The sequence below is a fragment of the Dactylosporangium sp. CA-092794 genome, assembly GCF_050948465.1.
Lineage (GTDB): Bacteria > Actinomycetota > Actinomycetes > Mycobacteriales > Micromonosporaceae > Dactylosporangium.
Genome location: NZ_CP192044.1, coordinates 8,176,153 through 8,198,697, shown reverse-complemented (window position 1 = coordinate 8,198,697; position 22,545 = coordinate 8,176,153). Strand labels below are relative to the sequence as shown.

At 71.5% G+C, this 22,545-nt stretch carries 20 protein-coding genes and 1 pseudogene; 13 read left to right on the top strand and 8 right to left on the bottom strand.

Annotated elements, in window-relative coordinates; translation table 11 throughout:
- The first annotated feature begins 7 nt into the window (after positions 1-7).
- From ACQPXD_RS35050 to ACQPXD_RS34995, 12 genes are read left to right on the top strand one after another with little or no spacing between them, the layout of a single operon-like run.
- The gene (locus ACQPXD_RS35050) at positions 8-1,255 is read left to right on the top strand and encodes an FAS1-like dehydratase domain-containing protein (RefSeq protein ID WP_432825612.1); all 1,248 of its coding nucleotides are present in this window, start codon (positions 8-10) and stop codon (positions 1,253-1,255) included.
- A complete protein-coding gene (locus ACQPXD_RS35045; RefSeq protein ID WP_432825611.1) occupies positions 1,252-2,514 on the top strand; it encodes a CaiB/BaiF CoA transferase family protein in 1,263 nt (420 codons plus the stop codon). The genes ACQPXD_RS35050 and ACQPXD_RS35045 overlap by 4 nt, the downstream gene beginning before the upstream one ends.
- Positions 2,507-3,745: a CaiB/BaiF CoA transferase family protein gene (locus tag ACQPXD_RS35040; protein WP_432825610.1), complete on the top strand. Its 1,239-nt coding sequence runs from the start codon at positions 2,507-2,509 to the stop codon at positions 3,743-3,745. Before ACQPXD_RS35045 ends, ACQPXD_RS35040 begins: the two co-directional genes overlap by 8 nt.
- A 40-nt stretch (positions 3,746-3,785) precedes the next feature.
- Complete coding sequence (fabG, locus tag ACQPXD_RS35035) at positions 3,786-4,532, top strand: 3-oxoacyl-ACP reductase FabG (RefSeq protein ID WP_432825609.1); 747 nt, start codon at positions 3,786-3,788, stop codon at positions 4,530-4,532.
- Positions 4,529-5,719, top strand: a complete 1,191-nt coding sequence (locus tag ACQPXD_RS35030; protein WP_432825608.1) for an acyl-CoA dehydrogenase family protein — start codon at positions 4,529-4,531, stop codon at positions 5,717-5,719. The genes fabG and ACQPXD_RS35030 overlap by 4 nt, the downstream gene beginning before the upstream one ends.
- The gene (locus ACQPXD_RS35025) at positions 5,716-6,936 is read left to right on the top strand and encodes an acetyl-CoA C-acetyltransferase (RefSeq protein ID WP_432825607.1); all 1,221 of its coding nucleotides are present in this window, start codon (positions 5,716-5,718) and stop codon (positions 6,934-6,936) included. The genes ACQPXD_RS35030 and ACQPXD_RS35025 overlap by 4 nt, the downstream gene beginning before the upstream one ends.
- A complete protein-coding gene (locus ACQPXD_RS35020) occupies positions 6,933-8,156 on the top strand; it encodes a CoA transferase (protein WP_432825606.1) in 1,224 nt (407 codons plus the stop codon). The genes ACQPXD_RS35025 and ACQPXD_RS35020 overlap by 4 nt, the downstream gene beginning before the upstream one ends.
- Positions 8,153-9,004, top strand: a complete 852-nt coding sequence (locus tag ACQPXD_RS35015) for an alpha/beta fold hydrolase (RefSeq protein ID WP_432825605.1) — start codon at positions 8,153-8,155, stop codon at positions 9,002-9,004. Before ACQPXD_RS35020 ends, ACQPXD_RS35015 begins: the two co-directional genes overlap by 4 nt.
- A complete protein-coding gene (locus ACQPXD_RS35010; RefSeq protein WP_432825604.1) occupies positions 9,004-9,903 on the top strand; it encodes an SMP-30/gluconolactonase/LRE family protein in 900 nt (299 codons plus the stop codon). Before ACQPXD_RS35015 ends, ACQPXD_RS35010 begins: the two co-directional genes overlap by 1 nt.
- Positions 9,904-9,907: 4 nt before the next feature.
- A complete protein-coding gene (locus tag ACQPXD_RS35005) occupies positions 9,908-11,368 on the top strand; it encodes an aldehyde dehydrogenase family protein (protein ID WP_432825603.1) in 1,461 nt (486 codons plus the stop codon).
- A complete protein-coding gene (locus ACQPXD_RS35000) occupies positions 11,365-12,147 on the top strand; it encodes an SDR family NAD(P)-dependent oxidoreductase (RefSeq protein WP_432825602.1) in 783 nt (260 codons plus the stop codon). The genes ACQPXD_RS35005 and ACQPXD_RS35000 overlap by 4 nt, the downstream gene beginning before the upstream one ends.
- Before the next feature lie 9 nt (positions 12,148-12,156).
- Positions 12,157-13,233, top strand: coding sequence for an LLM class flavin-dependent oxidoreductase (locus ACQPXD_RS34995; RefSeq protein WP_432825601.1), 1,077 nt, complete (start codon positions 12,157-12,159; stop codon positions 13,231-13,233).
- Positions 13,234-13,533: 300 nt separating this feature from the next.
- On the opposite strand, the gene ACQPXD_RS34990 is transcribed toward ACQPXD_RS34995, so the two are convergent.
- From ACQPXD_RS34990 to ACQPXD_RS34970, 5 genes are all read right to left on the bottom strand, one after another.
- Positions 13,534-14,124 carry an SMI1/KNR4 family protein gene (locus ACQPXD_RS34990; RefSeq protein WP_432825600.1) on the bottom strand — a complete coding sequence of 197 codons (591 nt, stop codon included), beginning with the start codon at positions 14,122-14,124 and terminating at the stop codon, positions 13,534-13,536.
- Positions 14,125-14,148: 24 nt separating this feature from the next.
- Complete coding sequence (locus ACQPXD_RS34985; RefSeq protein ID WP_432825599.1) at positions 14,149-14,979, bottom strand: ABC transporter ATP-binding protein; 831 nt, start codon at positions 14,977-14,979, stop codon at positions 14,149-14,151.
- A complete protein-coding gene (locus ACQPXD_RS34980; RefSeq protein ID WP_432825598.1) occupies positions 14,976-16,883 on the bottom strand; it encodes a dipeptide/oligopeptide/nickel ABC transporter permease/ATP-binding protein in 1,908 nt (635 codons plus the stop codon). Before ACQPXD_RS34980 ends, ACQPXD_RS34985 begins: the two co-directional genes overlap by 4 nt.
- A gap of 2 nt (positions 16,884-16,885) precedes the next feature.
- Positions 16,886-17,833, bottom strand: coding sequence for an ABC transporter permease (locus ACQPXD_RS34975; RefSeq protein ID WP_432825597.1), 948 nt, complete (start codon positions 17,831-17,833; stop codon positions 16,886-16,888).
- Positions 17,834-17,958: 125 nt separating this feature from the next.
- Positions 17,959-19,548 carry an ABC transporter substrate-binding protein gene (locus tag ACQPXD_RS34970; protein WP_432825596.1) on the bottom strand — a complete coding sequence of 530 codons (1,590 nt, stop codon included), beginning with the start codon at positions 19,546-19,548 and terminating at the stop codon, positions 17,959-17,961.
- A gap of 503 nt (positions 19,549-20,051) precedes the next feature.
- Here ACQPXD_RS34970 and ACQPXD_RS34965 point away from each other — a divergent pair.
- Entirely contained in the window at positions 20,052-20,810 is a 759-nt protein-coding gene (locus ACQPXD_RS34965; protein ID WP_432825595.1) for an IclR family transcriptional regulator, read from the top strand.
- Between the two features lie 3 nt (positions 20,811-20,813).
- Here the strand turns inward: ACQPXD_RS34965 and ACQPXD_RS34960 are convergent, their stop codons facing one another.
- The 3 genes and pseudogenes from ACQPXD_RS34960 to ACQPXD_RS34950 form a co-directional block, all read right to left on the bottom strand.
- On the bottom strand, positions 20,814-21,431 hold the full coding sequence (locus ACQPXD_RS34960; RefSeq protein WP_432825594.1) for a cysteine hydrolase family protein: 618 nt from the start codon (positions 21,429-21,431) through the stop codon (positions 20,814-20,816).
- A gap of 91 nt (positions 21,432-21,522) precedes the next feature.
- Positions 21,523-21,924, bottom strand: a complete 402-nt coding sequence (locus ACQPXD_RS34955; protein WP_432825593.1) for an LLM class flavin-dependent oxidoreductase — start codon at positions 21,922-21,924, stop codon at positions 21,523-21,525.
- A gap of 131 nt (positions 21,925-22,055) precedes the next feature.
- A pseudogene (locus ACQPXD_RS34950) lies at positions 22,056-22,502 on the bottom strand (LLM class flavin-dependent oxidoreductase); the annotation flags it as partial.
- Positions 22,503-22,545: the final 43 nt, after the last annotated feature.

The window sequence follows — 22,545 nt, the reverse complement described above, 5'->3', positions numbered from 1 at the left end:
GACCACAATGACCGTTCAGACGACCGATCCGGGCTCAGGCGGCGTGCTCGCGGAAGGCCGGATCACCCAGGCGGGCCTGCAGCGGATGCGGGACCTGATCCAGGTCGAGCTCCGCCGCCCGTTCATCCTCAACACCGAGGTCACCCGCGACGCGGTGCGCCGCTACTGCTGGGGCATCGGCGACGACAACCCGCTCTGGCTCGACCGCGACTACGCGGAGTCCACTGTGTACGGTGCCGCGGTCGCGCCGCAGGGCCTGCTGTACACCACACACCCCACCTACGTGCAGGTCGGCCTGCCGGGCGTGCACGGGCTGCACGCCGGCACGTCCTGGGAGTTCTTCCGCCCCGTCCCGGTCGGCATCACCCCGCGCGTGACCTGCTGGCTCGACAGCATCGAGGAGCGGTCGAGCGCGCTGGCCGGCAACTCGGCCTGGGTCTTCTTCACCACCGTCTACGGCACGCCCGAGGGCGAGGTCATCGCGAAGGCCCGCTCGTTCTCGATCCGCAGCGAACGCGGCTCCAGCCGCGCGCGCGGCAAGGAGCGGCAGCGGGAGATGAAGACCTGGTCGCCGGAGGAGATCGCGCCGATCGAGGAGCGGATCCTGGCCCAGGAGCGCCGCGGCGCGCAGCAGCGCTCCTGGGAGGACGTCGAGGTCGGCGACGCCATCGGCGAGTTGCTGAAGGGCCCGCTCTGCGCGACGGACATGATCGCCTGGTACCTCGGCTCCCAGCCGGTCTACGCGCCCGCGCACGAGATGGCGCTACGGCACTACCGCCGGCATCCCAAATGGGCGTTCCGCAACCCGGCGCTCGGTGTGCTCGAACCGAACATCCGGGTGCACGAGAACATCGACGCCGCGCGGTCCTCCGGGCTGGCCGCTCCCTACGACGTCGGCATCCAGCGCCACCAGTGGCTGCTGCAGCTGCTGACCGACTGGGGCGGCGACAGCGCCTTCGTCAAGCAGTGCTCGGTGCAGTTCCGGGGCATGAACTACTTCGGCGACCTGACCACCATCTCGGGGACCGTCACCGGCAAGGAGATCGACGCCGCCGGCGACGCCGTCGTGACGCTGACCCTGGCCAGCCGCAACCAGAACGGCGAGGACACCATGCCGGGAACGGCCGTGGTCGCGCTGCCCCGGCGGGACGGCGGCCAGCCGGTCGCCGCCGCGCTGGCGCGATCTGTCGACTACGAGACGTACCTGCGGGAGCAGGCGCCGGACCTCCGCCGGCTGCCGGGCGCGCAGCGATGACCGAGCTCACCGTCGAGCGCCTGCGCTCGGACCGCAGTGTGTCGCGGCCGCTGGCCGGGTACCGCGTGCTGGACTTCAGCCACGCGGCGGCCGGACCGTACGCGACGATGTGGCTCGCCGACCTGGGCGCCGAGATCATCAAGATCGAGAAGCCCGGTCGCGGCGACGGCGCACGGTACATGGGCGAGCCCATGCACGGTCGCAAGGACTCCGACTACTTCATCGCGGTCAACACGGACAAGAGCAGCGTGCTGCTCGACCTCTCCCAGCCCGAGGCGGTCGACATCGCGCGGCGGCTGAGCGCCCGCTGCGACATCGTCGTGCAGAACTTCCGGCCCGGCGTCATGGAGCGGCTCGGCCTCGGCTACGAGGACCTGCGCGTCCTGCGCAGCGGACTGGTGTACTGCTCGATCTCGGCCTTCGGCGACCAGGGCCCGTGGCGCGGCCGCCCGGCGAACGACATCATCATGCAGGGCATCACCGGCATGATGAGCATCACCGGAGAGCCCGACGGCGACCCGGTGCGGGTGGGCGTGCCCATCTCGGACTTCAGCACCGGCCTGTTCGCCCTCTCCGGCGTCCTCGCCGCGCTGCTGGTGCGCGACCGCCACCCCGAGGGCCAGCACGTGCGGGTCAGCATGTTCGACGCCACCACGGCCCTCATGGCCAACTACGTCCCGGGCGTGCTCGACCTCGGCAAGGACGTGCCGCGGCTCGGGCGCGGGCACCCGCAGATCGTGCCCTACCAGGCGTTCCGGTGCGCCGACGACGGCTACGTCATCGTGGGCGCGTTCACCCAGGGGTTCTGGCGCCGGCTCGCCGCCGCGCTGGGCCACGAGGAATGGATCACGGACCCGCGGTTCGAGACCAACGCGGCCCGGCTGGAGCACCGCGGCGTCCTCATCCCGATGATCGAGGAGCTGTTTGTCCGCCGGACCCGTGACGAGTGGGGCGCGGTGCTCGAGGCGCACGACGTTCCGCACACGCCGGTCAACACCGTGCGCGAGGCGCTGCGCTCACCGCAGGCGCTCGCGAACGGTACCACCGTGGAGGTCCGCGACGAGCAGGGCACGCGCTCGGCGCACACCTCGGCGAACCCGGTCCGGGTCGCCGAGTGGCCGGCCGCCTCGCATCGCGTGGCTCCGAAGATGGGCGACGCGACGGCGCGCACGCTCACCGAGCTGTTGTCGTTGACCCCGTCCGAGGTGGCGAGCCTGGCCGAGCGGGGCGTTATCGGGACGGAGGAACAGGATGTCTGAGGACGAAGCGGCCCGGCCGCGCGGCCCGCTCACCGGAGTCAAGGTGATCGACGTGGCGCACCAGTACGCGGGCGCCCTGGCCGGGAGCATCCTGGCCGACCTCGGCGCGGACGTGATCGCGGTGGAGCACCCGCGCGGCAACATGGTGCGCACGATGCTGCCGCTCAAGGACGGCCACTCGCTGTGGTGGAAGGTCGCGGGGCGGGGCAAGCGGGCCATCACCCTGAACCTCTCCAGCGACGAGGGGCGGGCGCTGCTGCTGCGGCTGCTGGCAGACGCCGACGTCCTGGTCGAGAACTTCCGGCCGGGCACGCTCGAACGGTGGCGGCTCGGCCCGCAGGATCTCGAGGCGGCCGGGGTCGGCGACCTCGTCATGCTGCGGATCAGCGGCTTCGGCCAGACCGGCCGCAACCGCACGCGTCCCGGATTCGGGTCGGTGGCCGAGGCGATGAGCGGGTTCTCGCACCTGACCGGCATGCCCGACGGCCCGCCGGTGTTCCCCTCGACCACGCTGGCCGACGGCGTCACGGGTACTTTCGGCTGCCTCGGCATCCTGGCCGCGCTGCTGGGCAAGGCGCACGGCCGGTCGAACAGCGGGGTCGACGTCGTGGACGCCTCGCTGGTCGAGTCGATGTTCCGCCTGATCCCGACGCAGGTGATCGGTTATGATCAACTGGGGCTGGTGCCGAAGCGCCCGGGCAATTTCATCGGCAGTCACGGCGTCCTGCGCAACCTGTACCGCTCCAAGGACGACGTGTGGTTCACCGCCAGCGCCGTCGGGCCGGCCACGATCGTGCGCATCCTGACCACGGTCGGCGCGACGGACATGATCGCCGAGATCGAACCGGTGCTGGGCAGCCATGACCGGGATCGGCTCGAAGGGTTCTTCAAGAACTGCGACGACCGGGTCGTCGCCTGGGCCGAGAAGCTGACCTACGCCGAGATCGAAGCGGCGCTCAAGGAGAACGGCGTGGTCTTCGAGAAGATCTACGACATCACCGACATCTTCGCCGACGAGTTCTTCGCCGAACGCGACGACATCATCGAGGTGAGCGACGATCAGCTCGGTCCGGTGCGCATGCAGGGCATCGCGCCCAAGCTGCCCGGCTACCGGCTGCAGGTGGAGCACGCGGGCCGGGCCCGCGGTGCCGACAACGCCGAGATCTTCGGCGACGTGCTGGGGCTGGGCCCGGCCGAGATCGACCGCCTCGCCGCCGAGGGGGTGATCTGACGGTGACCCGGCTGATACGACGCGCCGCCAGGGGGCCACGATGCCGGACCTGACCGGGCGGGTCGCGCTGGTGACGGGCGCCGGTCAGGGCATCGGCGCCGAGATCGCGGCGGACCTCGCCGAGCACGGCGCCGCCGTGATGCTCCTCGACGTCAACGAGGCGTCGCTGGCCGCGGTGGAGCACCAGCTGTCGGAGCAGGGACACCGGGTCGAGCACCTCGTGGCCGACGTCGCCGACGAGGACGCGGTCGCCACCGCCGTCACCGCGACCGTGCAACGCCTCGGCGGCCTGGACGTCATGGTGAACAACGCCGGCATCACGCGGGACAAGACCATGCTGAGGATGGCCGCGGACGACTTCGACGCCGTCATCCGGGTCAACCTGCGCGGCGCCTGGCTGGGGTGCAAGCACGCGGCGGCCGCCATGCGGGCCGGCGGCACGGCCGGCTCGATCGTCAACGTGTCGTCGATCGTCGGCAAGGCCGGCGGGTTCGGGCAGACGAACTACAGCGCCGCCAAGGCGGGCATCGTCGGGCTGACCAAGTCGGCGGCCAAGGAACTGGCCGCGCACGGCATCCGGGTCAACGCGGTGGCGCCCGGCCTCATCGCGACGCCGATGACGGCCGGCCTGCCGGAGGCCGCCCTCAAGGAACGGCTCACCCAGATCCCGCTCGGCCGGCCCGGCCGGCCCCGGGAGGTGGCGGACGCCATCGTGTTCCTGGCCTCGGACTACTCCTCCTACATCACCGGGATCGTGCTCGAGGTGGCCGGCGGGAGGCTGATGTGATTCCCGACGCGCTGGGCGCGGCCACCGGCCCGCCGGGCCTCACCGACGTCGAGCGGGACATGGTCGCGGCCGTCCGCCGCTTCGTCGACCAGTCGGTCCGCCCGGCCGCGCCGGCCCTCGAGCACGCCAACGCCTACCCGGAGGCGCTCATCGAGCAGATGAAGCAGATGGGCCTGTTCGGCTTGACCGTCCCCGAGCCCTGGGGCTACGGCGCGGTCTCCATGTCGTGCTTCGCCCTCGTCACCGCCGAGTTGGCCCGCGGCTGGATGAGCCTCGCCGGCGCCGTCGGCAGCCACTCGGTCGTCAGCGCGCTGATCAGCCGGTACGGCACGGCGCAGCAGCGGGACCGCTACCTGCCCAGCCTCGCCACCGGCGAGTACCGGGCGGCCATGGCCCTCACCGAGCCGGACGGCGGCTCGGACCTGCAGGCCATGCGCACCACCGCGACCCGGGTCGACGGCGGCTACCGCATCAACGGCTCGAAGACGTGGATCACCAACTCGCGCCACGCCCGGGTGATCGCGCTGCTGTGCAAGACCGATCCGCAGGCCGACCCGCCGCACACCGGGATCAGCGTGGTGCTCTTCGACACGACGACACCTGGCTTCAGCATCTCCCGCGATCTGCCCAAGCTCGGGTACAAGGGCGTCGAGAGCTGCGAGCTGGCCTTCACGGATGCATTCGTGCGGGACGAGGACGTGCTCGGCCTGCAGCCGGGCCGGGGCTTCGTGCAGATGATGCGGGGGTTGGAGGTCGGCCGGATCCAGGTGGCCTCGCGCGCCCTCGGCGTCGGCCAGGCGGCCTTCGAGGCGGCGCTGGAGTACAGCCGGACCCGCCGCACCTTCGGCAAGTACATCTGGCAGCACCAGTCGGTCGGCAACCACCTCGCCGAGATGGCGACCAAGCTGGTGGCCGCCCGGCAGCTCATCCTCTACGCCGCGAGCCGCATCGACAGCGGCGAGCGCGGCGACATGGAGGCGGGGATGGCCAAGCTGTTCGCGTCCGAGGTGGGCATGGAGGTCGCCATCGCCGCGATGCGGGTGCACGGCGGCAACGGGTACTCCACCGAGTACGACGTCGAGCGGTACTTCCGGGACGCCCCCTTGATGATCATCGGCGAGGGGACCAATGAGATCCAGAAGACGATCATCGCTCGGCAGCTCATCGAGCGAGGACTAGGAATATGAACAGATTGACTGACGACGTGGTGGTCTGCGAGCCGGTCCGGACGCCGATCGGGCGCTTCGGCGGCACGCTGAAGGACCGCTCCGCCCGCGAGCTCGGCGTCACCGTGGTGCGGTCGCTGCTCGACCGGCTCGACATCGACCCGGCGACCGTCGACGACGTGGTGCTCGGCCAGTGCTACCCCAACGGCGAGGCGCCCGCGCTGGGCCGCGTCGTCGCCCTCGACGCCGGGCTGCCGGTCGAGACGCCCGGCTGTCAGGTCGACCGCCGCTGCGGATCCGGGCTGCAGGCGGTGATCAACGCGGTCATGCAGGTCGGCACCGGAGCGGCCGGGACCGTGATCGCCGGTGGTGCCGAGAGCATGAGCCAGGTCGAGTACTACGCGACCGGGCTGCGGTTCGGCCGCCCCGGGGCCGTCGTGTCGCTGATGGACCGCCTTGACCGGGCCCGCAGGACCCCCGGCGGCGAGAGCCACCCGGTCGAGGGCGGCATGCTCGAAACCGCGGAAAACGTGCGGCGGATGTACGACATCGGCCGCGAGGAACAGGACGAGCTCGCCCTTGCCTCGCACCAGCGCGCGGTGGCGGCGCACGAGTCCGGCCGGTTCGCCGACGAGATCGTGCCCGTCGCGGCCGGGAACGGCGCCGCCCTGGTCGACCGGGACGAGCACCCCCGGGCCGACACGACGCTGTCGAAGCTGGCCGCCCTGCGGCCGGTTCGGCTCGGCCTCGACCCGAAGTCGACGGTGACCGCCGGCAATTCCAGCGGGCAGAACGACGGCGCCGCCGTCTGCCTCGTCACGAGCCGCGACCACGCCGAGCGGGCCGGCGCCCGGGTGGCCGCGCGCCTGGTGTCGTGGAGCGTCCGCGCCGTCGGCCCCGAGGTCATGGGGCTGGGTCCGGTGCCGGCCGTCGCGCACGCCCTCGACCGGGCCGGCCTGTCGCTGTCGGACATGGACCTCATCGAGCTGAACGAGGCGTTCGCCGCCCAGGTGCTCGGCTGCACCAGGGAGTGGAAGTTCGCCCGCGCCGACTTCGACCGGCTCAACGTCAACGGATCCGGGATCTCGCTCGGTCACCCGGTGGGCGCCACCGGGTGCCGGATGCTGGCCACCGGGCTGCGGGAGCTGCAGCGCCGCGACGGCCGCTACCTGCTGGCGACGATGTGCATCGGCGGTGGGCAAGGGCTGGCCGCCGTGTTCGAGCGGGTGGCGCTGTGACCGGGTTCGCACCGCTTTCGGGCCTGCGGGTCGTCGAGCTGTCCAGCTTCGTCGCCGCCCCGCTGGCCGGCCTGACGCTGAGCCAGCTCGGCGCCGACGTCATCCGCATCGACCCGCTGGGCGGTGCCGCCGACTACGGGCGCTGGCCGCTCGCGCCGTCCGGCCGCAGCCTCTACTGGACCGGGCTGAACCGCGGCAAGCGCTCGGTCGCCCTCGACCTGCGCAGCGCGGCCGGGCAGGAGCTCGCGACCGCGCTCATCGCCGACCCGCACCCCGACGGCGGCATCCTGGTGACGAACGCCGCCGGCCGGGACTGGCTCGACGACGCGCGGCTGCGGGCCCGGCGGGCCGACCTGATCCACATCCGGGTGCTGGGCCACCCTGACGGCGGGTCCGCGGTCGACTACACCGTCAACGCCGCCCTGGGGTACCCCCTCGTCACCGGCCATCCCGACGACCCGCGCCCGGTCAACCACGTGCTCCCGGCGTGGGACCTGCTGACCGGGGCGAACGCGGCGCTGGCCGTGATCGCCGCCGAGCGGCAGCGCCGGCTCACCGGTGCCGGCGAGTGCGTCTCGATCTCGCTGTGGGACGTCGCGCTGACCTCCGCGAGCGTGCTGGGCATGTTCGCCGAGGCCGAGGTCAACCGGACGGAGCGGGCGCGGTACGGCAACCGCTACTACGGCGGCTTCGGCAACGACTTCGAGACTGGAGACGGCCGCGTGATGGTCGTGGTGCTCTCCGAGCGCCAGTGGTGGAAGCTGGTCGAGGTCACCGGCGCCGCAGGGGAGATCGAACGGCTGGCCGCCGAGCACGGCGTCACGTTCGCCGCCGACGGGGAGCGCTTCCGGCGCACCGACGAGATCGCCGCCGTCCTGGCACCGTGGTTCGGGGCCCGCAGCACCGCCGCCGTCGTCGCGGAGCTCGCGGCCGCCGGCGTCGTCTGTTCGCGGTACCGCACGTTCCGGGAGATCGTCGAGGCCGAGGCGGTGGAGTGGGCCGCCAATCCTGTCGTGGCCGTGGTCGACCAGCCCGACGTGGGCCGGGTGCACGCGACCGGCACGCCGTTGCGCTCGGACCGGCACGACCCGCCCCCGGTCCCGACCGCCCATCGGCTCGGCGAGGACACCGAGGCGGTGCTCGCCGAGCGCCTCGGCCTCACCGCCGCCGAGATCGGCCGCCTCGGCGCGGCCGGAGTCATCGCCGGGGCGGCTCGATGACGCAGCCGATCATGCGCAGCGGCCACCTCGACGCCGACGGCCTCCGGCTGCACTACGTCTCCTGTGGTCCCGAGGACGCCGAACCGGTGCTCTTCCTGCACGGCGGGGGCCTCACCGCCTACACGTGGGTCCCCCTGTTCGGGCATCTCGGCGGGCGGTACCGCTGCATCGCCCCGGATCTGCGCGGGCACGGCGACAGCGCCTGGGCCCCGGACGGCCACTACCTGCTGCCCGACTACGTCCGCGACGTGCGCGCGCTGACCGCGGAGCTGGGCATCGACGGCTGCTCGGTGGTCGGCATGTCGCTGGGCGGTCACGTCGCCCTGGCCGCCGCCGTGGACGGCCTGCCGTTCAGGAGCCTGACGCTGGTGGACGTCGGCCCGTCGGTGTCGCGCAGCGGCGGTGCCGGTATTCGCACGTTCACCCGCACCCACAGCTACCCGAGCTTCGACGCCGCCGTCGAGGCGGCCATCCGGTTCAACCCGTACCGGTCGCGCGAGGCGCTGGTGGAGAGCCTGTCGCGCAACATGGTCGAGCGCGAGGACCGCAGCTGGGCGTGGAAGTGGGACCCGCGCCGCTACGGCGACCTCGACGTGCGCCACCGGCAGGGCGAGATGCTGTGGCCGGCGATCCCGACGCTGAACCTGCCCGTCCTGGTGGTGCGGGGCGGGGAGAGCCACGTCTTCCCGCAGTCCGAGGCGGAGCGGCTCGCGGCGGCGCTGCCCGACGCCCGGCTGGTCGTGGTGCCCGACGCGGGGCACACCGTGCAGGGCGACAACCCGGCGGCGCTGGCGGCCGCCCTCGACGAGTTCCTCATCGGTGTCCCGGCGCGGGAGGGGAGGTCCTGATGGTCGATTTCAACGTGCTGAACGCGATGCGCTGCCGGCTCGGCGAGGGGCCGGTCTGGGTCGAGTCGAGCGGTGAGCTGTGGTGGATGGACATCCACCGCGGCAGCTTCCACCGCCAGGTCTGGCCCGGCGGACCGGTCGCCACCCACAAGCTGTCCGAACGCAGCACGCTCGTCGTGCCGTGCGCCGACGGCTCGGCGATCACCTCGGTGCAGAAGGGCCTGTGCCGGGTGCCGGAGTCTGGGCCGGTCGGGCCGCCCGTCGTGGTGATCGAGCCGGACACCCCGCAGACCAGCGTCAACGATGGCAAGGTCGGCCCGGACGGGCGGCTCTACTTCGACTCGCTCGACCGCGCCGAACGGCCCGGGCTGTGCGGCCTGTACCGCCTCGACGACGACCTGGTGGCCCGGCCCCTGCTCACCGGGGTCACCCTGGGCAACGGGCTGGACTGGAGCCCGGACGGGTCGGTGATGTACTTCGTCGACAGCCGCCGCCAGCAGGTCTACGCGATGGACTTCGACCCCGGGGCCGGCACGGTCGCCAGCCGCCGCGTGCTGGCCGAGGTGGATCCCGACGACGGCATGCCCGACGGGATGACCGTCGACGAAGCGGGCAACCTCTGGGTGGCGCTCTACGGCGGCGCCCGCCTGCACCACTACGCCCCGGACGGCCGCCTGCTCGACGTCGTCCCGACACCGGTGCGGTACCCCACCTCATGCGGCTTCGCGGGTCCGGGCCTGGCCACGCTCGTGGTCACCACGGCGTTCGCCCACCTGGAGGACGCGGGCGAACCGATCTCGGACATCGACGGCGCCGTCCTCACCGCCGCCGCCGGCGTTGCCGGCCGGCGGCCCGTGCTCTGCCGCACTCCGCTTCCGCTCAACCCCTCGAAGGAGTGATGACGTGTCTGCTGCGACCGCATCGCACGAGCTCGTCAGCGAACTGATCATCGGAGACCAGGTTCTGGCCGCGGGATCGGCCGATCCGCTCCCGCATTACTACGCCGCCACCGGTGAGGTGAACGGCCAGGCCGCGATGGCCGGCACCGACCAGGTGGAGGCCGCGATCGCCGCTGCCAAGGCCGCGCTGCCGGTGTGGGAGGCGCTCGGCCCGGTCGAGCGGCGCGAACGCCTGCGCCGGCTGGCCGACGTCATCGAGCGGTGGGGGGACCGGTTCGAGTCGATCTCCAGTGCCGAGACCGGCATCCCGCGACAGGGCTTCATCTGGCGGCTGCGGCTGTCCTGCGAATGGATCCGGACCTACGCCGGGTACGCCGACAAGGTCCACGGCGACATCACGGCCAGCAGCGACGACGGGACGATCGAGTACGTCCGGCGCGAGCCGTACGGCGTCGTCGGCATCATCATCACCTGGAACTCGCCGCTGCTGTCGCTGTGCATGAAGATTCCCGCCGCGCTCGCCGCCGGCAACACCGTCGTGGTCAAACCCTCGGAGCTGACGCCGTTCACGCCGACCCTGTTCGGCAAGGCTTGCCTCGAAGCGGGCATCCCGGCCGGCGTGGTCAACATCGTCTCCGGCGGCGCCGAGGCGGGGGAGTACATCACCACCCACCGCGATGTCGAGAAGATCTCGTTCACCGGCGGCCTGCGGACCGCCGCGGCGATGATGCGCTCGGGCGCGGCGCTGATCAAGCCGTTCTGCTTCGAGCTGGGCGGCAAGTCGGCGTACATGGTCTTCCCCGACGCCGACCTCGACCTGGCCGCCACGCTGGTGTCGAAGGAGATGTCCAACGCCGGGCAGTCGTGCAAGTTCGGGTCGCGGCTGTTCGTCCACGACGCGGTGTACACCGCGTTCCGCGACCGGCTGCTGCCGAAGATCGCGGCGGTGCGGGTCGGCGACCCCGAGGACGAGCACACGACGATGGGCCCGCTGATCACCTCGGCCGCTCAGCAGCGGGTCCTGTCGTTCATCGAGAACGCGCGGGACTCGGGCTACGGGACGCTGGCCCTCGGCGGCGGCAAGCCGTCGGTCGAGGCCCGCTTCGCCGACGGGTACTTCGTCGAGCCCACCATCTTCGAGGACGTCGAGCCGGGCAGCCCGCTCGGCCAGGACGAGATCTTCGGCCCGGTCTTCGGCATGATCCGCTTCACCGACGAGGCGACGATGATCGAGCAGGTCAACGCGACCCCGTTCGGGCTGGCCAACTACGTGCACACCCGCGACCTGCGCACCGCGCACCGCGTCTGCGCCCAGGTCAAGAGCGGCACCGTCTACGTCAACGACGCGAACCGCCGCAACCCCGGCGCCCCGTTCGGCGGGTTCCGGCGCTCGGGCATCGGCAGCGAGGGCGGCCGGGAGGGCCTGCTGGAGTTCCTGCGTACCAAGACGGTAGGCATCGCATGAGCGCGGGACGGATCGCCGGGAAGATCGCCCTCATCACCGCCGCCGGCTCGGGCATGGGCCGCGCCTCGGCCGAGCTCTTCGCCGCCGAGGGAGCGACGGTCATCGTCGCCGACATCGACGAGGCGGCCGCGAGCGCGGTGGCCAAGGGCATCGAGGACGCGGGCGGATCGGCGCTGCCCTTCGCCGCCGACGTGTCCGACGTGGCCGCGCTGCGGCGCATGGCCGACTTCGTCGCCGAGCGGTTCGACCGCCTTGACGTGCTGTTCAACCACGCCGGCATCCCCTGCGCGCCGGGGCTCGACGTGACCGAGGAGCAGTTCGACCGGGCGGTGGGGGTCAACCTCAAGAGCGCCTTCTTCGCGACCTCCTACCTGCTGCCGCTGCTCAAGGCGGCCGGGTCGGCCTCGGTCATCTTCACCTCGTCGACCTCCGGCCTGGTCGCGTCGCCGAGCAGCCCGCTGTACGGCATGACCAAGGGCGGCACGCAGATCCTCATGCGCTCCCTGGCCAAGCAGCTCGGGCCGTTCGGCATCCGGTCCAACGCGATCTGCCCCGGGCCGACCGACACCCCGATGCTGCGGGTCTTCACCGACCCGGCCCGGGTAGGGCTGGGCGACGACGACTACGCTCGGCAGCTCGCCGCGCGGGCCCAGGCGATCCCGTTGCGGCGGGCCGGACGGCCCGCGGACGTCGCGGCGACGGCGCTGTTCCTCGCCTGCGACGACTCGGCGTTCGTCACCGGCGTCGCCATCCCCGTCGACGGCGGCATGCTCGCCTAAGGAGATCCGATGAAATTCACGCTGCGCATGCTCAACCCGCAGGCCCAGCTCGGTGTGCTCACCGACGGGCAGGCGACCTTCGCCGACGTCGTCAACCGCCAGCTGGCCAACCGGGACGTGCTGGCCGGGATCTGGGCGAGGTACGGCGTCGTCGAGCCGACCTTCTACGGCTCCGGGCACCACTGGATGTCGCACCCGCAGCACTTCGCCGACCCGTGGCTCGTCATGGGCTACGTCGCCGGCAACCGCCCGGGTATGCACGTCAACAGCGGGTTCATCCAGCTGCCGCTGTTCTCGCCGCTGGACGTCGCGGAGAAGGTCGTCACGATCGACCAGCTCACCGGCGGCCGGTTCACCCTGGTCGCCGGCCTGGGCTGGCGGGAGGCCGAGTTCCAGGCGGTCGGCGCCACGGTCCAGGAGCGGGTCTCGCGGTTCGAGGAGTCGATCGAGCTGTGCCGGGCGCTGTGGTCGGGCGAGCCGGTCGACGTGGCCGGGCACTACACGACGGTGCGCGGCCGGCTCGGGACGCTGCCGATCCAGCGGCCGCATCCGCCGGTCGTGATCGGGGCGCAGGGACCCGCGGGCGCGCGCCGCGCGGCCCGGATCGCCGACGGGCTCAACGTGTCGTGGGTGATGAGCCACGACAGCTACCGGCGGATCAACGACGCCTACCGCGACGAGCTGGCCAAGCGCAACCGGCCGGCCCCGCGGTACTGGGCGTTGTCGAAGTTCATCTCGGTCGACGACGACGCCGACCGGGCGCACAAGCGCCTCGACCGTATGGCGACGATGTTCGACTGGTACTCGGGCGCCACGACCTGGGTGCCGTCCTCGGTCGAGGTGAAGATCTCGCGCGAGGAGGAGAGCAGCAAGCGCACCGTAGCGGGCAGCCCGGAGTCGGTGCGCGAGCAACTGCTGCCGCACCTGCGCGAGTACCCGTACACCGACGCGATCCTCACCTGGCTGGCGCCCGGCGACGACCCGGCCGAGAATCGAGAGCACTTCGAATACCTGTGCTCGCAACTGCTGACCCCGCTCATGGATGACCTGGGCCTGCCCGCGGACCGGCGGGTCCTGCGGGTCTGAACACGGCCGGGCGCTCCTCGGCCAGGCCGTACACCCTGACCTCGGTGAGCTCGGCGTCCTCCGCGGCGCCCAGGCCGGCGGTTGTCATGGCGACGGCCGCCAGCGCATAACGGTCGATGTCGTTGGCGGTCACCTCGGCGGCGCCCGCCTTGGCCAAGGGCCTGGCCGCCCGCCCAAGACGGCGTCAGCCCCGGACCTCGACAACAGCCTCATCCGCTTCGCATCCCCGATCATCCGCACGGAGGTTGAACGGCGTCCGCCGGTGTGATGATCATTGCCTTGAGGTGCTGTACCTCGATGTCACTCCCACCACATCTCGCTATCTTCGGTAAGAGGTCGCCAGCCTGCGACGCGACCGCCGTGATGCAGGACGTCAGCCACCTCGGCGAGATACGCACTCAGCGTGGGCCACGCCACGAGCGCATATTGGGGCTCGTGGGGATCGCCGCTGTTCTCGAACTTCCCGGCCTCCGTGTTTCGCTTGGAGCCCAGCCGTCCGTAGCCGGGCCCCGGTCGCAGGTCGATGACCTGATAGTCGCCGTCTTCGTGAGCGAAGGGCAGCCACAGCTCATGCCACCACGGTTCAGTGTCGTCCCCGCGTGGGACAAGGCCGCCGACGTCGATGGCCGTCTCCGTCAGCATCTGTCGGTGCTCGATGATTTCGTGGAGGGACAGCGGTACGCCCATCGGCAGGACGTTGGCCGAGTCCTGAACGCCGTTGTGCTGGCGTAGCGATTCCACGAGCTCTGGGTGAAAGGTCAGGCCGAGCGTCGTTTCGGCGGCGGCGATCAGCTCCGGCTCCGCCGGAGGTACGAGCATCGTGGCGGTGGTAGGGGCATGGCTGCGCAGCCAAGTGTCTATTGCGTTCCACGACTCAGTGATCGTCGTCATTCGGTCAGCATATCGTCGGCCTGCTCATCGATGTTTATGGATTCCTAGCTCATCGGGCGTGGAATTCAGTCTCGTCGCCGTTCGCGAGCGATCGGGCGCTGCGGCGCCGGCGTGTAGCTGCGGGACCGCACGCAGCAGCTCCCGGGTGTACTCGTGCTTCGGTGCGGCCAGCACCTCGTCGGCGGGTCCGGTCTCCACGATGACGCCGTCGCGCATGACGGCGATGTCGTCGCTGATGTAGCGCACCACTGCGAGGTTGTGCGAGATGAACAGCATCGAGAGCCGCTCGCTCGCGAGGACCCCGCGCAGCACGTTGAGCACCTGGGCCTGCACCGAGACGTCGAGCGCCGAGGTGATCTCGTCGGCGATGAGCACCGCCGGCCTCGCGGCGAGCGCCCGTGCGATCGCGACCCGCTGGCGCTGCCCTCCGGACAGCCGGCGCGGCAGGCGCTGCTCCATCTCCGGCGACAGCGACACCAGCTCGAGCAGCCGGGTGACCTCGGCGCCCCGTTCGGCGGGCCGCAGTGCCGCGCGTGCCTCCAGGCCCTCGCCCACGATGCTGCCGACCGACATCCGCGGGTTGAGGGAGCCGAAGGGGTCCTGGAAGACCATCTGCACGCGGCGCGCCCGCTCCCGGGCGTTCAGCCGGCGCAGCTCCGTGCCGCCGACCGTGATCGTTCCGGTGTGTACCGGTGCCAGGCCGAGCACCGCACGGGCGATCGTGGACTTGCCGGAGCCCGACTCGCCGACCAGGCCCAGCACCCGTCCTTCGGCCACGTCGAGGTTCACCTTGTCCACCACGGTCCGCCCGCTGTACCGCACGGTGAGCCCGCGCACCGCAAGATCCCCGCTCATGCCGCGCCCGCCCGCGTGTCGGCGAGGGTGGTGTCTGCCTGCGGGTGCCAGCAGGCGGCGAGGTGATCGCCGGACAGCGGGGCGAGTGGCGGCATCTCCGCCGCGCACCGCGCGGTCGCCACCGGGCACCGGCCCGTGAAGGGGCAGCCGGCCGGGAGGTCGTCCAGGGCGGGCGGGCGGCCGCGGACCGTCGCGAGGTCGGCCGACCGGTCGGTGGCCATGTCGGGCACCGAGGCGATGAGTGCGCGGGTGTACGGGTGGGCCGCCGACTGGAGCAGGCTGCCCGTCGGGAGATCCTCGACGATCTTGCCGGCGTACATGACGACCACCCGCTCGCACACGTTCGCGATGACCGAGATGTCGTGGGAGATCAGCAGGATCGCCGTCCCGGCCGTCCGGTTGATGTCGAGCAGGAGGTCGAGGATCTGGCGCTGCACGGTCACGTCCAGGGCCGTGGTCGGCTCGTCGGCAATGATCAGGCGGGGTGTCTCCATGAGACCCATCGCGATCATCGCCCGCTGCCGCATGCCGCCCGAGAACTGGTGCGGATACTGGCGCAGCCGGCGGCCGGCATCCGCGATCCCGACCTCGGCCAGCCGGTCGGCGGCGCGGGCCCGGGCCTGCGCCCGGGACAGGCGGGAGTGTGCGCGCGCCGCCTCGGTCAGCTGGGCGCCGATCCGCATCGCCGGGTTCAGGCTGCTCATCGGGTTCTGGAAGACCATCGCGAGATTGGTACCGAGGAAGCGACGCCGGGATTGCGGGTCCATGGTGGACAGCTCGTTGCCGAGGAACCGCAGCCGATCGGCGGTCGCGACGGCAGGATGCTCGACCAGCTGGGCGATCGCCATCGCGCTCACGCTCTTGCCGGATCCGGACTCCCCGACGATGCCGACCCGCTCGCCCGGCGCCAGCCGCAGCGAGACGCCGCGCACCGCGGGCAGCTCGCCCGATTCGGCCGGGAAGCTGACCCGCAGGTTCTCGACCTCGAGCAGGGCGTCCGGTGCCCGCGTCCCGGCGGCCATCGGGCGCCCGCGCGCGGCGGCGGCCATCGTCCGGGCTACCCTGCCCACCCGCCGGTTGGACTGGTTGTCGCCGAACGAACCGGCGATGACCTCGCCGAGCAGGCTGAACACGATGCCGGTCAAGGCGATCAGCGCACCCGGCCCGATCGCGGCCAGCGGGCTGGTGTAGATGCTGCGCAGGCCGGTGCTGAGCAGCCCGCCCCAGTCGTACTGCGGCGGCCGGGCACCGAGCCCGAGAAAGCTGAGCGCCGAAATGCCCAGCAACGACGTGCCGACCGAGGTGGTCGCGCTGATCACGAGCGGCTCGGCGACGTTGGCCAGGATGTGCCGGCTCACCACCCGGCGCAGCGGCACCCCCATGGTCCGGGCCGCGGCGACATAGTCCAGCGACGCGACCGACGCGGTGAGGGTCTGGGTGAGCCGGGCGAAGACCGGCGCCAGGGCGATCCCGACGCCGAGCACCGCCCCGGGCACGCCGATCCCGATGACGGTGCCGACGAACATGGCGGTGAGCAGCGCCGGGAACGCGATGGCGACGTTCACCACCGACTGGAAGCCGCCGGTCAGCCGGGGGCCGAAGGCCGATGCCAGCAGCCCGATCGGGATGCCGATCACGATCGCGATCCCGCTCGCCACGACCGCGCAGACGAGTGAGAGCCGGGTGGCGACCAGGGTCCGGGCGAACACGTCGCGGCCGAGTTCGTCGGTGCCGAGCCAGTGCGCGCCGCTGGGTGGCTGCCACGCCTCGGCGATGTGGATGGCCGCGGCCGGCCGGCTCCAGAGCATCGGAGCCACGATCGCGAGCACCACCAGGGCGAGCAGCAGGACGGTCGCGGCGGAGCCGGCAACGGTGGAGAAGACGGTGCGGATATGCCGGCGCATGGTCAGCCCCTCTGCCGCACGGAACGGGGATCGAACACGCCGAGGGCGACGTCGATGAGCAGATTGAGCACCAGCACGGCGCCGGCGAAGATCACCATGATCGCCTGTACGACCGGGTAGTCACGGGTGATGAGCGCCTGGACGAGCGCGTTGCCGAGGCCCGGGATGGCGAACACGTTCTCCACGACGATGGTGCCGGTCACCACCGTGCCCAGCTGCAGGCCGCCGAGGGTGAGCGCCGCGGTGAGCAGGTTCGGCAAGGCGTGGCGAAGGTACACGCGCGCGCTGGTCAGCCGCTTCGCCCGGGCCACGAGCAGGTAGTCCTGGTCCAGCACCGTGCCGGTCGAGGACCGCACGACCCGCATCATGGTCGCCGCGGAGCCTAGCGTGACGGCCACCGTGGGCAGCACGAACGACGCCGGTGTCGACGCGCCGGCCACCGGGAAGATCTTCAGGGTCACCGCGAACACGAACACGAGCCCGACCGCCACCAGGAAGTCGGGCAGGGCCGCGGCGACACCGGTGGTGAGCGTGAAACCGAAGCGGAGCCTCGGCCGGCGGCCGCGGTGCGTCGCGATGCCGACGAGCAGCCCGCCGAGGATCGAGATGAGCGCGGTGGCCAGCAACGACAGGCCGACGATGGTCGCCGTGTTGGCGATGCGGGCCTGTATGAGCTGGCCGACCGGCTGCTGGCTCAGCAGCGACTCGCCGAACCGGCCGGTGAGCATCCGGCCCCAGTAGCCGAGGTACTGGTTGACGAGCGGCTGGTCGAGGCCGAGCTGGTGGCGGCGTTCGGCCACCAGGCTCGGCGGCGCGTCGGGTCCCAGGGCGAGGCGGATCGGATCGCCCGGGATCAGCTGCACCATGAAGAAGGTCAGCGTGAGCACCGCGGCGACCGAGCCGACCAGGCGCAGCAGCTTCCAGGCGAGTGTGCGCAGCCAGCCCGGCACGGCAGTCGCGGCCGTTCGGCGTCCTTCCGGGCGTTCCGGGCTCCACCGCCGGCGCGGGCCGGCGGAGGCCGCTTGCGCGGTCTCCGCCGTACCCGTCGCCGCCGCGCCTTGGGGAGCCGCCGTCATCACGGCTCCAGCATCCGGATGCTGTCCGCGATGGGGCGACCGCCGAGCGTGTCCATCACGGCGCCCTTGACCACCCAGTTGGTCGGCCAGTTCGCGATCGGGATCATGTCGGCGTTGTCGAACAGCGCCTTCGACGCGGCGGTCCAGCTCGTGCAGGCCGCGCTGGTGGTCGTCGCGACGCGCGCCGCGACGATCGCGTCGGCGTACGTCTTGTTGATCACGTGGCCCGCGTTCGTGCCGTTGGGCGGGAACGGACCCGCCAGCAGCCCGGTCAGCGTCGACGGGAAGGGGTTGCTGAACTGCTCCAGCATCACGTCGTAGTCGCCGGTGGTGAACACGCGCTGGGTGTAGTCGGCCTGCGCGTGCGGAGAGATCGTCACCTTCGCGCCGGCCTTCTGGAAGGCGTCGGCCATGAGTTCCGCGGCGGCGGCGGCGCCTGGTGTCGCCGTGCTGTAGCCGAGGCGGAACGCCAGCTGGGTGCCGCCCTTGGTCATGATGCCGTCGGAGCCCTTGGTCCAGCCGCCGGACTGCAGCGTCGACTGCGCCGCCTGCACGTCGTACGCCGGGATCGCGGACGCCGCGGCGGAGTCGTCGCAGATCTGCGGCTGCGCGGCCGACACGCTCGTGCCCGCCTTCGGCAGCAGCCCCTGCGTGACGGCCCGTGCGGCGTCGTCGCGGTTGAGCGCCTGCGTGAGCGCGACGCGCACGGCCTTGTCGGCGGTGACCCGGCCCTCCGTCTCGTTGAACGACATCACGACGCCGCCGCTCACGTAGGTCTTCTCGGTCGCGCCGGCCCCGGTGAGGCGGGGCCGGTCCTGGCCGTTGACGACTGCGGCGTTGATCGCGCCCGACAGCAGCAGGTTCGCGGCGGTGGACTCGTTGTCGACGATCTTCATCACGACCTCGTCCGGCACGCCCGGCTGGCCGCTGCCGGGGTACCCGGGACGCTTGGTCAACACGTACTCGCTGTTCGGCGTTGCCGTCTTGAGCGTGAACGGACCGGAGCCGCTGCTCGCCGCGGTCAGGCCCTTGGGGTTGTCGGCGCCGGAGCCGCACGCGATGGACATGAACGACAGCGACGGCAACAGATTGCTGAACGGCCCGGCGAGGGTGAGCGTGAAGGTGCCGGCGGTGTCGTCGGCGCTGTAGGTGAAGTTGCGGTCGGGCAGGACGGCGCCGATCACCGTCGAGACGTTGGCCGGGTCCTTGACCCAGGCGAAGTTCTTGGCGATGACGCTCGGCGTGATCTTGCTGCCGTCCGAGCAGGTCGCCTTGTCGTCGATGGTGAACACCGCCTTGGTCCCGTCGAAGTCCCACTTGGTGGCGAGGCCGGCGGCCGGCGCACCGTCGGTCGCGCGGGTCACGAGTGGCTGGTAGAGGAAGCGGAATAACCAGTTCGCGGTCGTCGCGGTGTTGTTGAGCGGGTTGAGCGTGCCGGGGTCGCCGGCGACCGCGAAGGTGAACTTGCCGCCGTTGGCGTACTTGGGCTGCGCGGCCGAACCGCCGCCGCCGGAGTTCCCGGAACATGCGGCGGTGGTCGCGGCCGCGAGCGCGAGGCCCGCCGCGGCCAGAACGTTGAGTTTTCTCACGGGAGGGGCCTTTCTCAGGGCAATGGGGGGTGCTGGCACCGCTCCACGCGGGAGCTGTTGCGTTCAGCGGTATCCTATTGCGCTGAGAGGTAGAGGGAGACCCGTCGGGGCCGAGGTTTTACCATGCGGTTACACGCGGCCGCCGACCGGCGAGGCTGGGCGAGGCCCAAACCTCATCGAGAGCTCGCATATCGCCTAACGCAACAGTGTCTTTTCTGGTGTAGCCTGCTGGGCATGCCTGAAGATCGCTGTCGTTTCGTCCTGTTCGCACCCGCGGGCAGCTCGACGGCTGCGTCCGTCCGGCGGATCCGGCGGGATGTAGTGTCTGCGCTGACGCCGCGAGGGACAGCCGTGGCGTGAATCGGCACCTGCTTCAACCACCGGATGGGAGCGCGGCGATGGCGAGGCGTTCGCCTGTCGGCCCGCGGGCCGCGGCGGCCCGCGATGCGTCACGACAACCGGCGCTGCCCCCCGATCCGCCGTACGACCCGCGGAACTCCACAGTGGACAGAGCGCTGCGTGTGCTCGAGGCGTTCCTCGGCGAGGACAACCAGATCGGCGTGCTGGAGCTGTCCCGGCAGCTCGCCTTGGACAAGAGTGTCACCCACCGCATCCTGTCCACCCTCGTCGCCCGCCGGTTCCTGGAGCAGGACCCGGTCTCCCGGCGATACCGGGTCGGCCTGCGGATCTGGGAGCTCGGCCAGCGTTACCTCGCCGGCCAGATGCTGAAGGACGTGGCCGAGAAGGAGCTCACCCGGATGATCGCCGGGCATCCGTACGCGACGGCGTACCTGGCCCAGCTTGACGGCGGCGACGTCGTGGTCGTCTCCACGATCCGCGGGCCCGGCCCGATCAACCTGTACATGGATCCGGGCAGCCGGCTGATCGCGGAGCAGACCACGACCGGCCGCACGCTGCTGGCCTTCCTGCCGCCGGTCAAGGCCGACCAGGTCGTCGCGCGGCGCCGGCAGGCCCGCGGCTCGGTCCGGCCGTTCGCCCCCCTCGACGAGCTCAAGGCCGAGCTCGCCGCGATCCGCAGCCGTGAGTACGGCGAGAGCGAGGGGCGGTACACCCCCGGCGTGAACACGGTTGCCGTGGCGCTCTGCGACCGCGACGGTGCGCCGGTCCTGTCGCTGTCGGTCGACTACCTCACCGCGCCGGAGACCGCGGGCCTGGCCGAGATCCTCCCCCGTCAGTTGCAGGACTGCGTGCGCCGCATCGAGCGGATGATCCAGGCGTCGGGCGGCGAGGCGGAGACCTGAGCGTCACCCGGCGGCGCGGGCCGCGGCGCGCACGGCGTCGAGGGAGACCGTCCAGCCGAACAGCGATCCCATGACGTGCAGCGAGTGCTCGTGCGCCGCCGCGGAGATGTCCCCGGTGGCCTCCGCCACCACGTACGTGCGGAAGTCCCGCTGGCTCGCGTCGCGCACGGTGCTCTCCACGCAGGCGCTGGTGCCCACGCCACCGACGAGCAGGTTCTCCACGCCGAGCGCGCGCAGCCGGTCGGCGATGTCGGTCTCCACGAACGGGCTGAACCGGGACTTGCTCACCACGAGCTCGCCGTCGGCCGGGGCGAGCCCGTCGACGAACTCGGCGTCCCAGGTGCCCTCGACGCAGCTGCCGATGCCGATCAGGCCGGCGTACATCGGCACCTCGGTGAGCATCCGCCAGTCGGAGAGGTCGTTGTGGTGAATCGCCCGCGTCCAGACCACCGGCAGCCCGGCGGCACGCCCGATCTCGACGAGCTCGCCGCAGCCCGGCGTGGCGGCGCCGCAGCCGGAGACGTCGGCACCGGCCCGGCCGAACGACCCTTCCGGGTGACAGAAGCCGTTCTGCATGTCGACGATGACGACAGCGGTGCGGTCAAGGGTTAGCAGGGCCACAGCTTACTCCCGTCTCCAGTACCCGTAGCATAGTCGCGCGAAACGCAACACGATAGCGCTGAGCGCAACATGACGCCGGACGATCCGACCCTCATGCGCTCTCCTCGGCGAACGCCGGCAGGACCTCCGCCGCGAAGATCCGCATCTGCTCGCGCATCTCGTCGGTCGTGTTGGCCACCACAATCATGCCGGCCAGCTGCGTCGCGCCGGCCTCCGCGAGCCGGTTGACCCGCTCGATGATCTGCTCCGGCGTCCCGATCAGGTTCTGTGAGGTGTAGCTGCCCAGCTCGATGCCCTTGAGCGTGGACTTGCGCAAGCTCACCAGGTGTTCGTACGCCTGCGACGCGGTGAAACGCTCCACCGCCCGCTCGGGGTCCCGGTCGACGCAGAGCACCAGCTGCGGAGCCACCTCGATCGCGGCGCCGTCCCGGCCCGCCTCGGCGGCGTAGGCGTGCAGGCGCCGCACACCGCTGGCCAGCCGGTCGGTCGGCATGCCGGCGGGCATCCATCCGGCGCACCAGCTGGCCGCCCGCCGGATGGGCCCTCGGCGTTGCCGCACGAGAACATCGGGAACGGATCCTGCACCGGCTTCGGGTACATCTCCACGTCGGTGAACTGGTAGTGGGTTCCCGAGAACTCGGCAACGCGCTGGGAGAACAGCCGCGACAGCGCCTCGATGCCCTCCGCCACGAGCTCGCCGCGCGCCGCTCCGGCGAGTTCGGGATGCACCGACTCGAACTCCGCCCGATAGGCCCCGACACCGATGCCCAGCGTCAGCCGGCCGTTGCTCAGCTGGTCGATCGTGGCCGCCTGCTTGGCCAGCAGCACCGGCTCGCGCATCGGCATGACCACGACGCCGGTCATCATCCGGATCCGATCGGTGCGGGCAGCGAGGAAGCCGAGGGTGACCAGCGGCTCGTAGAACCGCGGCGGCTCGGCGAACTGCGCGCGCACGTACGGCATCGTGCTGAAATGGTCGTTGACAAGCACCGAGTGGTAGCCGAGCTCCTCGGCCTCGACGCCCAGCGCGATCACCTCGGCGTGGTCGGCGAACCGGATCGGGTACGCCATTCCCTCGACGCAGGTGGGGATACTGATGCCGAACTTCATCCGG